We start from the raw sequence: 13,648 nt of genomic DNA, 5'->3' as shown, positions 1-13,648 counted from the left end.
TGGAGTGCCCCACATGACCGACCTCGCACCCGTGCGCCGCGCGCTGATTTCCGTTTCCGACAAGACCGGCCTGATCGAGCTGGCCCGCGCACTGGCCGACCTGAAGATCGAGCTGCTGTCGACCGGCGGGTCCGCCAAGGCGATCCGCGACGCCGGCATCGAGGTGCGCGACGTCTCCGACCTGACCGGTTTCCCGGAGATGATGGATGGCCGGGTGAAGACTCTCCACCCCAAGGTGCACGGCGGCCTTCTGGCGCTGCGCGACAACGGCATGCATGTGGCCTCCATGGCCGAGCACGGCATCGTGCCGATCGACCTGCTGGTGGTGAACCTCTACCCGTTCGAGGCGGCGCTGGCGCGCGGCGCGGGCTATGACGAGATGATCGAGAACATCGACATCGGCGGCCCTGCGATGATCCGTGCGGCGGCGAAAAACCATGCCTTCGTCACCACGGTGGTCGACGTGGAGGACTACGGCGCGCTCCTGGAAGAGATCAAGGCGAACGGCGGGGAAGAGGCGCAGACCACGCTCGCGTTCCGCAAGAAGATGGCGCAGATCGCCTATGCCCGCACCGGCGCCTATGACGCCGCCGTGTCGACCTGGATGGCGGGTGCCATCGGCGAGGAGACGCCGCGCCGCCGTGTGTTCGCGGGCGAGCTGAAGCAGACCATGCGCTACGGCGAGAACCCGCACCAGAAGGCGGCGTTCTACGCCGACGGCTCGAACCGCCCGGGCGTGGCGGTGGCCGAGCAGCTTCAGGGCAAGGAGCTGAGCTACAACAACATCAACGACACCGATGCCGCGTTTGAACTGGTCAGCGAGTTCCTGCCCGGCGACGGCCCGGCCTGCGCGATCATCAAGCACGCCAACCCCTGCGGCGTGGCGAAGGGTGCGACCCTGCTTGAGGCCTACCAGAAGGCGTTCGACTGTGACCGGACTTCTGCCTTCGGGGGCATCGTGGCGCTGAACGGCCCGCTGGACGGCGCCACCGCCGAGGCGATTTCCGAGATCTTCACCGAGGTCGTCATCGCGCCGGCCATCGACCAGAAGGCGAAGGACATCTTCGCGAAGAAGAAGAACCTGCGGCTGATCCTTGCACCGGGTCTTGCCAATACGGCGGAGCATCGCGTGTCCTACCGGCAGGTGTCCGGCGGGATACTGGTGCAGGACATCGACAACGGTGTGCTGACCGTGGACGACCTTAAGGTGGTGACGAAGATCGCGCCCACCGACGCGCAGATGGAGGACCTTCTGTTCGCGTGGAAAGTCGCGAAGCACGTGAAGTCCAACGCCATCGTGTACGTGAAGGACAAGGCCACCGTGGGTGTCGGCGCGGGTCAGATGAGCCGTGTCGATTCCGCGCTGATCGCGGCCAAGAAGGCAGAGCGGATGGCGGAGGCGCTTGGCCTGCCCGAACCGCTGACCCGCGGCTCTGCCGTGGCGTCGGACGCGTTCTTCCCCTTCCCGGACGGGCTGATGGAAGCCGCCGCAGCCGGTGCCACCTGCGTGATCCAGCCGGGCGGTTCGATGCGCGACGACGAGGTCATCGCCGCCGCGGACGAGGCCGGGCTGGCAATGGTCTTTACCGGGATGCGGCATTTCCGCCACTGATCCCGGTCGGCCCCCACGTCATCTTGCGGTGAGCCGGTGTCCGGCGCCGCGCGAGGTTGTGCGCCCCTGCGGGGGCGCATAGTCTTTCGCCGTGCGGACGCAGGCAGGCCCTGACCGGCAAGCCTGCTGATGCGACAAGCGCCGCACCGACCTTCGCCGATGTCGAAGAGTTGATTGAAAACCGACCTATCCCGCCCGGTCGAGACCGGTTAACAGGGCCGGGGCAAAATGAACGAGACAGCAGTGGCAGGCAGGCAAAGCGCAGTTCGGCAGGGGACCCTCCGTTTGGTCTGGTGGGTGGCATTCTGGGTCTTCGTGATCGATCAGCTCTCGAAGATCTGGGTTGTGCACGTGCTCGACCTCGCGACGCGGTTGCAGATCGAGGTCTGGCCGCCGTTCCTGAATTTCCACATGGCTTGGAACTACGGCATCAACTTCGGCCTGCTTGCCGGAGACGCGCCGGCCACGCGGTGGATCCTGATTTCCGTGGCTCTTGGCATCGTGCTGTTCGTGCTGGTCTGGATGCGCCGGGACCCGCCGGGCCGGCTTGGCCTGATCTCGGCCGGGATGCTGATCGGTGGGGCGCTGGGGAACGTCGTCGACCGTGTGCTGTATGGCGCGGTGGCGGATTTCCTCAACATGTCCTGCTGCGGCTTCTCCAACCCTTTCGCCTTCAACGTCGCCGATATCGCGATCTTTGCCGGGGCGTTCGGGCTGGTGCTGTTCCCGTCGGCGAAAAACACCTGATCTTCGGGGTTTGATGCCGGGATGGGCGTGACGGCGCCGTCCTGATGGGTTAGAAGCGGTCAGACCATGGGTGAACGGAGGGTATGATGCGGGTAGCGCATCTGGCGATCATTGTGATGACAGGCGCGCTGGCGCTGTCGGCCTGTTCGCGCAGCGGCGAACCGAAGCCGCTCCACGACCTGCGGTCCAACAGCGGTGAGCCGGAAGAATTCGCCATCGTTCCCAACAAGCCGCTGACCATGCCGCAGACCTTCGCGGAACTGCCGCAGCCGACACCGGGCAATGCCAACCGTACCGATCCGACGCCGCAGGCCGACGCAGTGGCGGCGCTTGGCGGCAATCCGGCAGCGCTCCAGCCGGGCGCGGCAGGGGCCATCGGCGGCGGCGATGCCGCGCTTGTCCAGCAGGCCAGCCGTTACGGGCGCGACAGCGCGGTCCGGCAAACGCTGGCGTCCGAGGATCAGCAGTACCGCAGGGGCAAGGGCCGCTTCTCGTGGTCCATCGTGCCGCGCGACGACTATGACCGCGCCTACCGCCGTCAGAAGCTCGACCCCTACGCTTGGCTGAACCGGTATCGCAGGGCAGGGGCACGCACGCCCACGGCACCTCCGGCCCCCTGAGACCTGTCTCTTTCACTGCGCGCCGTTCTGACACCTGTCCGGTAGGGCAGGTGTTTCCATGTGGGCAGGGGGGACGGGCGTGGCCGGTAGCTCCGCTTCACCAGTGCGCGAGGCACGCCAGAGTTAACTTGAAGTTAATGGCCGGCTGCGTAGGTATTGTGTCATCCTTTCCCAAAGTGAGATGACACCAGATGCGCCAACTCCCCCTGGTCCTGTCCCTGCTGGCCGCGCCTTTGGCGGCGCAGGTCGCGCAGGCCGAAGTGCCCGTCACGACATACACGCTCGACAATGGAATGGATGTGGTGGTGATCGAAGACCACCGCGCGCCGGTGGTCGAACACATGGTCTGGTACAAGGCCGGTGCCGCCGACGAGGAGCGCGGCGTATCGGGTGTGGCGCACTTCCTGGAGCATCTGTTGTTCAAGGGCACCGAGAAGCTGGCGCCGGGCGAATTCTCGAAGGTGGTAGCGGCGAATGGCGGGTCCGACAACGCCTTTACCAGCGCCGATCAGACCGCCTATCACCAGCGCGTCGCCGCCGACCGGCTGGAAATGATGATGAGCATGGAAAGCGACCGCATGGCGAACCTGCAGCTTTCCGAGCAGGATATCCTGACGGAGCGCGAGGTCATCATCGAGGAGCGCAACATGCGGGTGGAGAACGATCCCGGCGCGCTGTTCCGCGAGCAGTCGCAAGCGGCGCTGTACCTCAACCATCCATATGGTACGCCGACCATCGGCTGGCGGCACGAGATGGAGAGCCTAGACCTCGACGACGCGCTGACATTTTACCACAAGTATTACGCGCCGAATAACGCGATCCTGATCGTGGCGGGCGACGTGCAGCCCGACGAGGTGCTGCGCCTGGCCAAAGAGTATTACGAACCCATCGCGCCGAACGACGAGCTGGGCGAGCGTGTACGCCCGTCGGAGCCCCGGCAACTGGCCGAACGGCGGATGACCTTCCGCGATCCGCGTGTCTCGACGCCCTACGTGACCCGCACATATCTTGCCCCGGAGCGCGATCCGGGCGACCAGAAGAAGGCGGCGGCGCTTGAGATCCTGTCGCAGATCCTTGGCGGCGGGCAGACCTCCGTTCTGAACCAGCGGTTGCAGTTCGACCTGAAAAAAGCGGTCTACACCAGTGCTTACTACAGCGGTGTGTCGCTGGACGACACCACCTTCGGGCTGGTCGTGGTGCCGGCACCGGGGGTGAGCCTCGAAGATGCGGAAAAGGAGATGGACGCGACCATCCAGGCCTTCATCGAAAACGGCGTGGACGAGAAGCAACTCGACCGGATCAAGTTTCGGATGAAGGCGTCGCAGATTTACGAACAGGACGACGTGAGCCGCCTGGCCCGGCGGTATGGCGATGCGCTGACCTCCGGTCTGACCGTCGAAGACGTGCAGGCCTGGCCCGACGTTCTGCAGGCCGTGACCGGCGAGGACGTGGTCGCAGCGGCCAAAGAGGTCTTCGATCCGAAGAAATCCGTCACGGGCTACCTGATGCCCGCCGAGGAGGTGACCCAATGAAGCGTTTCATCCTGGCCTTCGGGCTGATCTTCGGCGCCACCGTGGCGCATGCGGAAATCGACATTCAGGAGGTCGAGAGCCCCGGCGGTCTGAAGGCCTGGCTCGTGGAAGAACCCTCCATCCCCTTCGTGGCGCTGGAGCTGCGCTTCAAGGGCGGCGCATCGCTGGACGTGGAGGGCAAGCGCGGCGCGACCAACCTGATGGTGGGCTTGCTGGAAGAAGGCTCTGCCGACATGGACGCCAAGGCCTTTGCCGAGGCGAAGGAGGATATTGCCGCGCAGATCGGCTACGACGCGAGCGACGACTCGGTGAGCATTTCGCTCAAATTCCTGACCGAGACGCAGGATGCGGCGGTCGACCTGCTGCGCGCGTCGCTGGTGGAACCGACCTTTGACGAGGTGAGCGTGGAACGGGTGCGCCAGCAGGTGCTCTCCTCGTTGCGCTCCGACGCGACGGACCCGGACGAGATCGTCACGCGCGCCTGGGACAGCATGGTCTTCGGCGATCATCCCTACGGCTCCGACTACTCGGGCACAATCGAGAGCGTGACCGCGCTGACCCGCGACGACGTGGTCGAGGCGTGGAAGAACGCTTTGGCACGGGACCGGGTCTACATCGCGGCGGCGGGCGACATTTCGGCCGAGGACCTGGGTGTGCTGATCGACCGGCTGCTGGGCGACCTGCCGGAGACCGGCGCGCCGATGCCGGAGGACGTGACGGTGGAGACCGAGGCCGGTGTGACGGTGCTGCCTTTCGACACGCCGCAGTCGGTGGCCATCTTCGGGCATCGCGGCATGAAGCGTAACGATCCCGATTTCTTCGCCGCCTACATGCTGAACACCATCTTCGGCGGTGGGGGTTTCGAGGCGCGGCTGATGGAGGAGGTCCGCGAGAAGCGCGGCCTGACCTATGGGGTCTATTCCTACCTGATGCCCAAGGACCACGCCGAGCTGGTGATCGGGCGCGTGGCCTCGGCCAACAACCGCATCGCCGACGCGATCTCGGTCATCCGGGACGAATGGGCGAAGGTGGCCGCGGACGGCGTGACCGAGGCGGAGCTGGAGCAGGCCAAGACCTACCTGACCGGCGCCTATCCGCTGCGCTTCGACGGCAACGCACCGATCGCGCAGATCCTCGTGGGCATGCAGATGGACGACCTCGGTATCGACTACGTGACGACGCGCAACGCCAAGATCGAGGCTGTCACGCTCGACGACATGAAGCGCGTGGCGGGTGAGCTGATGAAGCCCGAGGAGTTGCATTTCGTCGTCGTGGGCCAGCCCGAGGGGCTGGAGGATGCGACCGTCGGTCAGTGACTTCGTGTCGCCTGCGCGTGCCGCGCAGGCGATCTGCCGGGGGGCTCTGCCCCCGGACCCCCCGAGGGTATTTGGACCAAGATGAAGGGAAGGGTCGGGCACGGTGTTCCGGCCCTTTTTTTGTGTGGCGCCGAGATCGGGCGCGCGTCAAGGTAGGGCGGGGCTGTGCGCCGCCTGGCCTGCCGGAACGAAGGCGCGCGGGCCTGCGTTGCGCTTCTGACAGAAGACAGGAGCGACCATTGGCGACGCAGGCTAGAAAACGGCAGCAACCTTCGAAATCCGCATCCGGCAACTCGAAAGAGGCGCGGCGCACACAGTCCGTCAACACGCCCCCCGAAAACCCGGTGACCGAGCTGAAGAGCCGGGTGGAGGATTACCGGCGTCTCGCCCGGCGGTTCGTCGAGGACCCCTGCGTCATGCGGCCCTGCAACCTGACCGGAGAGGCGCGGCGGCGCCACGTGCGGGAGACGATCATCGAGGATCACGCCGTCCGGATTGCGCAGAAGTCCGACGGTGCGGATGCCAAGTTTCGCAAGCTGGCGGACAGCCGGTTTGCGTTCTTCCGGGGCACGTCTTTGCTGTTTCATCGCGACATGGTGGGCGACGATGCGCGGATGCCAACCGTTCTGGTGCTGGGCGACGTGCATCCGGAAAACTTCGGCGTCATGCCCAACGCGGACAATGCGCCGATCTTCGGGGTGAACGATTTCGACGACGTGGTCTACGGGCCTTTCAGCTGGGATCTGAAGCGCGGCGTGACGGGGTTCCTGCTGGCCGCCGAGGAGGAAGGGGATCTGAAGAAAAAGCACCGGCTGAAGATCGCGCGCTGCTTCATCAAGGGGTATCGCGACGGCATCGCCTTTTATTCCCGGCATGACACGGAATCCAGCCAGCAGATGCGGCAGGACAATTCGCCGAAAGTGATCCGCAAGCTGTTCGAGGAAGCGCGTGAAAGCCGCAAGGACTGGCTTTGGGATCGGTATCTGGCGGAGAACGGGCTGGGTTTTCGCGCCAATGACGAGTTGACCCCGCTGACCACGAGGGTCGACGAGTTCCAGGGCTACATCGACCAGATCGCCAAGGCCGCGGGTGTCGAGAAGTCGGGCCGCGTCAACCGGCTGAAGGTCAAGGATGTCTGTCTCCGGCATGGGCAGGGCACGGCCTCGCTGGGTCTGGCGCGCTACTATGTGCTGCTGGAGGGGCCGTCCGAGGATGCGACCGACGATCTGATCGTAGAATTCAAGCGCGCCCGCCGCTCGGCGCTGGAGGGGTTGGTGCCCGCCAACGACTTCGACGCGGGGAAGGAAGGGGATCGCATCGCCCACGGGCAGGCAGTGCATCTTGCCAATGGCGATGTGTTCTACGGCAACGTGGAGATCGACGGCGTCAGCTTCATGTCGCGGGAGCGTGCACCGTTCCGCGAGGATGTCGATCTCGACGATCTGTCGAAGAAAAGCTGGAAGCGCTATGCGGCGGCCTGCGGCCGGGCCTTGGCGCAGGCGCATGCGCGGTCGGACGATGCAGGTCAGCTGGACTACCGGATCGAGCCGCGCATCCTTGAGGCGATGGAGCCGTTCGACCTGTTCGTCGACGACATTCTGGGATTTGCCAAGGAGGCCGTGAAGCGGCTGGACCGCGATCACGCCTATTACAAGCGCGACCTGAAGCTGGGAGCGTTCACCGTGGGTCTGAAGACGTATCGTTGACGCCCGTGCCGAGATACCAGCGCGTGAAGCCGGACAGCCGACGGGTAGAGCCCTTGCGGGTCCGGGCCAGCAGCCAGCGCATCATCGCCGGATGCACCAGCCGGAAGACGAGGATGTAGAGCGCCGCTGCGGAGAGCAGCTGGAAGGCGGCAATCAGTGGACCCGTGCCATCGCGGCCTTGCAATGCGATGTCGAGCCCCAGGAACGCCAGCGCGCCCGCCGCCGTCGCAAGGAAGATGCGCCGCCGCACGTGCAGTGGGTTCGGGCCGAGCAAAGAGATCCCGGCCCGATCCGTCATCAGTTCAGCAGACCGGCGTGGCGCAGGCCCGCGTCGATCCGCTCGCGCACCGGTTCGGTGACCGGCAGTAGCGGCAGGCGCATGTCCTCGGCGCAGAGACCGATACGCGACATGGCGTATTTCGCGCCGCACAGGCCCGGTTCGAGGAAGATCGCCTGGTGCAACGGCATCAGCCGGTCCTGCAGGTCGAGCGCCAGTGCGTAGTCACCGGCGAGGCAGGCCTCCTGCATCTGTGCGCAGAGGGCGGGCGCCACGTTGGCGGTGACGGAGATCATGCCGACACCGCCTTGCGCGTTGAAGCCGTGCGCCGTGCCGTCCTCGCCCGAGAGCTGGATGAAGTCCTTGCCGCAGGTGATGCGCTGCTTGCAGACGCGGGCGAGGTCGCCGGTGGCGTCCTTGACGCCGACGATGCGCGGCAGCTTTGCAAGTTCGCCCATGGTCTCGGGGCTCATGTCCACGGCCGAGCGGCCGGGGATGTTGTAGATGATGATCGGCAGGTCGGCGGCATCGTGCACCGCCTTGAAGTGCGCGATCATCCCGGCCTGCGTCGGCTTGTTGTAGTAGGGCGTCACCACCAGTGCGCCATCGGCGCCGACGGTCTGGGCGTAGACCATGAAGCGCACGGCCTCGTCGGTGTTGTTCGACCCGGCGCCGGCGATGACGGGAATGCGGCCTGCGGCGGCCTCGACCACGCAGCGGATGACTTCTTCATGCTCGTCATGGGTCAGCGTCGGGCTCTCGCCGGTCGTGCCGACAGGCACCAGCCCATGGCTCCCCTGGTCGACGTGCCAGTCGACGAGCTGTTTGAGCGTTTCGAAATCCACCGCGCCGTCCTTGAACGGCGTGACCAGGGCAGGCATTGATCCCTTGAACATCTCACGCTCCTTTGTTGTTTCGGGTTCGTCGTCGCTTGTGGAGAATTTCCGCCGACCCAGCGGGAAAGTGAGTTGAAGCCATGGGTGCGAGCGATATCCTCCGGAGGGGTCTATTAAGTTTCATTGCGGGAATTGCAAGCTCATGTCGCGCCTTCTTGCCGTTTTGCTGTTGATCTGCACCAGCATGGCCGCCGCCGCGCAGGAGAGCGGGCAGGCGCTTGCCAAGGCCATGCAGTCGATGCGCACCGGAAACTGGGCCGCCGCCCAGATCGAGGCGCGTGGCGACGGCCAGATCGCCGTCGATGTCATCCTGTGGCACGCGCTTCGGTCGGGGCGGGGAGATTCGGAAGAGGTGATGGACTTCATCGCCCGCAATCCGGACTGGCCGGGGATGGACTACCTGCGCGAGAAGTCCGAGCCGATCATGGCCGACGAGGCGACGAACGCGCAGATCCAGCACTTTTTCTCGGATCACCAGCCGCAGTCCGGCGCGGGGGCTCTGGCGCTGGCGCGTGTCCATATGACGGAAGGGGACGAAGGGCTGGCACAGGCCGACATCGTGCTGGCCTGGCGGACGCTGTCGCTGACCAGCGACGAGCGCCGGGCATTCCTGTCGACCTGGGGCGAGATCCTGAAGCCCCATCACATCGCGCGGCTGGACATGGCGCTGTGGAATGGCTGGAGCCAGAACGCCACCGCCATGCTGCCTTTCGCGGACGACGGCTGGCGCGCGCTTGCGGAGGCCCGCATGGGGTTGCGCGCAGCGGTGGGCAATGTCGATTCGCTGATCGCGCGGGTGCCACCGGAACTGGCGGACAACGCTGGGCTGGCCTATGAACGCTTCCTTTGGCGGGTGCGCAAGGGACGCCGCGACGAGGCGATCGAGCTGTTGAAGGAGCGGTCGACGTCGCTGGCGGGGCTGGGCGAGCCCTGGGCCTGGGCCAACGAGAGGGTCGATCTTGCCCGGCTCAGGATGCGCGCCGGTGCCTACGACGAAGCCTACGAGATCGCGTCGCGGCATTACCTTGTCGAAGGGTCGGAATTCGCGGAACTGGAGTGGCTGTCCGGCTATCTTGCCATGCAGTTCCTTGGCCGCGCGGACCTTGCGGTGCAGCACTTCCGCAACTTCCGGGAAGCCGTGTGGACGCCGATTTCGGTCGGACGGGCGGGCTACTGGCTGGGCCGGGCGCTGGAGGCGACGGGAGATGCCGAAGGCGCGCAGGCCGCCTACACGGAGGGCGCGGCCTTTCAGACGTCCTTTTACGGGCTGCTTGCGGCGGAGCGCGGGGGCATCCCGGTCAATCCGCTGTTGTCCGGCGACGAGGATTTCCCGGACTGGCGCGAGGCGGGATTTGCCAAGTCGACGGTCTTTCAGGCGGGTATCCTGCTGCTCGCGGCGGGCGAGATCGACCTGGGCGAACGCTTCCTGACGCATCTTGCAGAAAGTCAGGACCGGACGGGTATGGGCCAGATGGGCGACATGCTGGCCGAGATGAAACGCCCGCATATTCAGGTCATGCTGGGCAAACGCGCCGCGCAATACGGGATCGAGCTTGCGGGGCCCTACTATGCGCTGCACCCGGACGTGGTGGGCACGGAGTACCCTGTGCCCAAGGAGCTGGTGCTGGCCATCGCGCGCCGCGAATCCGAATTCGACCCGGGCGTGATCTCGGGCGCGGGGGCGCGCGGGTTCATGCAACTGATGCCGGGCACCGCCCGCGAGGTCGCCTCAAAGGTGGGCGAGCCCTACGACGCGGCGCGCCTGTTGTCGGACCCGGCCTACAACGCGACATTGGGATCGACCTACCTGGCCGGGCTGGCGGACACCTTCGACGGCAACGTCGTGATGATGGCTGCGGGCTACAACGCCGGACCGTCGCGCCCGCTGCGCTGGATGGCGGAGTTCGGCGATCCCAGAACCGGCGCGGTGGACGTGATCGACTGGATCGAGTTCATCCCCTTCGACGAGACGCGCAACTACGTCATGCGCGTGGCGGAAAGCCTGCCGGTTTACCGCGCGCGTCTGGGCAAGGAACCGCTGCCGGTGCCCTTCTCCGAAGAGCTGGTGGGCGCGTCGATGCTGGCCCGGTCGGTGGTCGCGGACTGACGGGCCTGGCGGAATGTCCGCCCTTCGGGCGACCATGCAGGTCGTCTCGGCCCCGGCCTTGCGGCCGGCACCTCGGGCCCGTGAAGGCGTGACGTTCCGGCAATCCGGGGTCAGCTTTTGACGCGGGCGCGCCAGAGCGTGAACAGCCCGGCGGCGACGATCATCGCCGCACCGATCACCACGTTGATGCGCAGCGTTTCGTTGAACACGATCAGCCCGAGCGTGCTGGCGAACACCAGTTGCAGGTAGGCGAAAGGCTGGACGGCGCTGGCCTCGGCGACCTCGTAGGCGCGGATCATGAACCAGTGTCCCAGCGCGCCGGTCAGGCAGAGCAGGCTCATCCATCCCCAGTCGGGCGCGGTCATCGGCTCCCAGAACCACAGGCCGATGGCGGTGGCCACAAAGGCGCCCGCCGTGCCGGTGTAGAAGAACGAGGTTGCCGCCGTGTCGGTGCGGGCCACGTAGCGGGTGAGCAACGCGTAGAGGCTGAACATCAACGCCGCCAGCAGCGGGATCGCGGCATAGGGGGAGAAGACCCCGCCCGAAGGCTGCAGGATCACGATCACCCCGACGAAACCCACGCCGATCGCGACCCACCGCCGCCAGCCGACCTTTTCGCCAAGCACCGGGCCGGAAAGCGCCGCGACCAGCAGCGGGTAGCAGGCAAAGACGGCGTGGCTTTCCACGAGCCCAAGGAAGACGAAGGCCAGCACCATCACGTTGATCTCGACCACCAGCAGCGCGCCGCGGAAGCACTGCACAAGCGGGTGGCCGCTGCGGGTGGCGCGCCTGAGGCCACCGGGCTGCCGGGCAGCGACGGCGATCACGAAGGCTGCGAAGAACCAATAGCGCAGCATAACCACCATCATGACGTTGTATTCCGTCGCAAGGTGCCGCGAGAGGCCGTCCTGCATGGCGAAGACGAAGGTCGTCGCAACCATCAGGAGAATGCCGAGGCGGGTGTTCTGTTCGGTCATGTCAGGGCTTCTTTGCCGTTGTCATGTGGCGTTTGCGGCCATAGCCCGGTTGGCGCGTCACCTGAAGGCCCGCGTCCGACAGCGCGCGGCGGACGTGGCCGGCGGCCGTGTAGCTTGCGGCGGTGGCGCCGGGGGCCATGTGGCGGGCGACCTCGGCCATCAGGTCGGGCGCCCAAAGCTCGGGATTTCGCGCCGGGGCGAAGCCGTCGAGGAACCACGCGTCGGCGTTCCCGTCCCACAGCGGCAGCGTCTCGCGCGCGTCGCCGGTGACAAGCGTAAAGTCGAGGTCCGGCAAGGTGATCCGCGTGGCGCGTGCCTGCCAGTGCGGGGCGAGATCGCGGGCGACGTCCGCCACCGCGGGAAAGGCGGACTGCGCGCGGATCATCTGCGGGCCGTCCAGGGGGAAAGCTTCGAAGCTGGTGAACTTGAGGTGGCCTTGCCGTCCCGTCCGTCGCCAGAGGTCGAGCGCGGCCAGAAGGTTCAGCCCCGTCCCGAAACCCAGTTCGGCGATGTGGAACCCGTCGCGGAACCGTTCCGGCAGGCCATTGCCGGACAGGAAGACATGGCGCGTCTCCTCCAGCCCGTTTTCGAGCGAGTAGTAGGGATCGTCGAAGCGGGTCGACACGGGGATGTCGTCGCGCCAGTCGAGCGCGGGGCTCTGGTCGGCCATCGGGGAAGTCCTTATGGGATGGTCCGAGATGTGACGCGGAGAGACGGCGATGGCAAGCGTGGACGTGACGATCAGGGGCGCCGGGATATTCGGCCTGTCGATTGCCTGGGCGCTGGTACGGCGCGGGGCGCGGGTGCAAGTTGTCGATCCGCATGGCGCCGGGGCGGGCTCCTCTGGCGGGCTGGTCGGTGCGCTTGCGCCGCACGTCCCGGAAAACTGGAACGAGAAGAAGGCCTTTCAATTGGACAGCCTGCTGATGGCGGAAGGTTTCTGGCAGGAAGTGGAGGCCAAGGGCGGTATTTCGGCCGGTTATGCGCGGACTGGGCGGCTGCAGCCGGTGGCGGACGAGGCCGCTCTGGCGCTCGCACGGGCACGGGGCGACGGTGCCGCCGCGCTGTGGAAGGGCAGGGCGGTGTGGGAGGTCGTGCCGCAGTCGGAGGCCGGGGCTTTTGCGCCGGTGTCGCCTTCAGGCTGGCTGATCCGCGACACGCTGAGCGCACGGATGCACCCACGCCGGGCCTGCTCCGCACTAGTGGCGGCGCTTCAGGCGACAGGCGTATCGGTGGTGCCCGACGCCGAGGACGCGGGCGCGGTCATCTGGGCGACCGGTTGGCGCGGCCTTGTGGAGCTGTCGGAGGCGCTTGGGCGCAAGGTTGGCGATGGGGTGAAAGGCCAGTCCGCGGCGTTGCGGTTCGAGGCGCGCGATGCGCCGCAGCTCTTTGTCGGCGGTCTGCACATCGTGCCGCATGCGGACGGGACGGTCGCCATCGGCTCGACGTCCGAACGCGACTTCGAAGATGGGGCTTCTCTGGATGCGCAGTGCGACGACCTGATCGCAGCGGCGCGCCGCGCGGTGCCGGGTCTCGCCGGTGCGGAGGTCGTGTCCCGCTGGGCTGGGGTGCGGCCCCGGGCACGGACGCGGGCGCCGGTGCTGGGCGGCTGGCCGGGGCGAGAGGGACACTACGTCGCCAACGGAGGCTTCAAGATCGGCTTCGGCATGGCGCCAAAGGTGGCGGAGGTGATGGCGGATCTTGTGCTCGATGGGACGGACGCGGGCATACCTGAGGGCTTCAGGCTGGACTGAGCTACGTCGATGCGCACCGGAGCGGAACGCCGGTTTGTGCGCCTGGACTGGCGAGGGAGTGGGCGCTGAGCTTTCTTTTTGAAAGCTCGCCTGCCCACCAGCCG

The 13,648-nt window shown here is 66.4% G+C and carries 12 protein-coding genes; 8 read left to right on the top strand and 4 right to left on the bottom strand.

What is annotated here, in order from left to right; genetic code table 11:
* Positions 1 to 13 precede the first annotated feature (13 nt).
* The 6 genes from purH to ABFK29_RS17800 all read left to right on the top strand — a co-directional run bounded on the left by purH (position 14) and on the right by ABFK29_RS17800 (position 7,533).
* A complete protein-coding gene (purH, locus tag ABFK29_RS17825) occupies positions 14 to 1,612 on the top strand; it encodes a bifunctional phosphoribosylaminoimidazolecarboxamide formyltransferase/IMP cyclohydrolase (protein WP_005859144.1) in 1,599 nt (532 codons plus the stop codon).
* A 228-nt stretch (positions 1,613 to 1,840) separates the two neighbouring features.
* The gene (lspA, locus tag ABFK29_RS17820; RefSeq protein ID WP_050772419.1) at positions 1,841 to 2,359 is read left to right on the top strand and encodes a signal peptidase II; all 519 of its coding nucleotides are present in this window, start codon (positions 1,841 to 1,843) and stop codon (positions 2,357 to 2,359) included.
* 83 nt (positions 2,360 to 2,442) lie between these two features.
* Positions 2,443 to 2,979, top strand: a complete 537-nt coding sequence (locus ABFK29_RS17815) for a DUF3035 domain-containing protein (RefSeq protein ID WP_005859140.1) — start codon at positions 2,443 to 2,445, stop codon at positions 2,977 to 2,979.
* Between the two features lie 191 nt (positions 2,980 to 3,170).
* Positions 3,171 to 4,511 carry a M16 family metallopeptidase gene (locus tag ABFK29_RS17810; RefSeq protein ID WP_005859138.1) on the top strand — a complete coding sequence of 447 codons (1,341 nt, stop codon included), beginning with the start codon at positions 3,171 to 3,173 and terminating at the stop codon, positions 4,509 to 4,511.
* Entirely contained in the window at positions 4,508 to 5,827 is a 1,320-nt protein-coding gene (locus ABFK29_RS17805; RefSeq protein WP_005859136.1) for a M16 family metallopeptidase, read from the top strand. Before ABFK29_RS17810 ends, ABFK29_RS17805 begins: the two co-directional genes overlap by 4 nt.
* 239 nt (positions 5,828 to 6,066) lie before the next feature.
* Positions 6,067 to 7,533 (top strand): DUF2252 domain-containing protein, encoded by a 1,467-nt coding sequence (locus tag ABFK29_RS17800; protein WP_232281560.1) that lies wholly within the window; start codon positions 6,067 to 6,069, stop codon positions 7,531 to 7,533.
* Here ABFK29_RS17800 and ABFK29_RS17795 read toward each other — a convergent pair.
* Positions 7,505 to 7,831, bottom strand: coding sequence for a hypothetical protein (locus tag ABFK29_RS17795; RefSeq protein WP_005859132.1), 327 nt, complete (start codon positions 7,829 to 7,831; stop codon positions 7,505 to 7,507). The two genes, ABFK29_RS17800 and ABFK29_RS17795, sit on opposite strands and share 29 nt — an antisense overlap.
* Positions 7,831 to 8,706, bottom strand: coding sequence for a 4-hydroxy-tetrahydrodipicolinate synthase (gene dapA, locus ABFK29_RS17790; RefSeq protein WP_005859130.1), 876 nt, complete (start codon positions 8,704 to 8,706; stop codon positions 7,831 to 7,833). Before dapA ends, ABFK29_RS17795 begins: the two co-directional genes overlap by 1 nt.
* Positions 8,707 to 8,848: 142 nt before the next feature.
* Here dapA and ABFK29_RS17785 point away from each other — a divergent pair, with 142 nt between their 5' ends.
* On the top strand, positions 8,849 to 10,813 hold the full coding sequence (locus ABFK29_RS17785; RefSeq protein WP_005859128.1) for a lytic transglycosylase domain-containing protein: 1,965 nt from the start codon (positions 8,849 to 8,851) through the stop codon (positions 10,811 to 10,813).
* A 110-nt stretch (positions 10,814 to 10,923) separates the two neighbouring features.
* Here ABFK29_RS17785 and ABFK29_RS17780 read toward each other — a convergent pair whose 3' ends face one another.
* Positions 10,924 to 11,790: a DMT family transporter gene (locus ABFK29_RS17780; protein WP_005859126.1), complete on the bottom strand. Its 867-nt coding sequence runs from the start codon at positions 11,788 to 11,790 to the stop codon at positions 10,924 to 10,926.
* Position 11,791: 1 nt separating this feature from the next.
* A complete protein-coding gene (gene mnmD, locus ABFK29_RS17775; protein WP_005859124.1) occupies positions 11,792 to 12,460 on the bottom strand; it encodes a tRNA (5-methylaminomethyl-2-thiouridine)(34)-methyltransferase MnmD in 669 nt (222 codons plus the stop codon).
* 49 nt (positions 12,461 to 12,509) lie between these two features.
* Here mnmD and ABFK29_RS17770 point away from each other — a divergent pair, with 49 nt between their 5' ends.
* Positions 12,510 to 13,544 carry an NAD(P)/FAD-dependent oxidoreductase gene (locus ABFK29_RS17770; protein WP_005859122.1) on the top strand — a complete coding sequence of 345 codons (1,035 nt, stop codon included), beginning with the start codon at positions 12,510 to 12,512 and terminating at the stop codon, positions 13,542 to 13,544.
* Positions 13,545 to 13,648 lie beyond the last annotated feature (104 nt).

This window comes from Sagittula stellata E-37, from assembly GCF_039724765.1.
In the GTDB taxonomy this organism is placed as follows: domain Bacteria; phylum Pseudomonadota; class Alphaproteobacteria; order Rhodobacterales; family Rhodobacteraceae; genus Sagittula; species Sagittula stellata.
The sequence above is the reverse complement of the archived record's forward strand: the minus strand, read 5'-3'. Positions and strand labels throughout refer to the sequence as shown.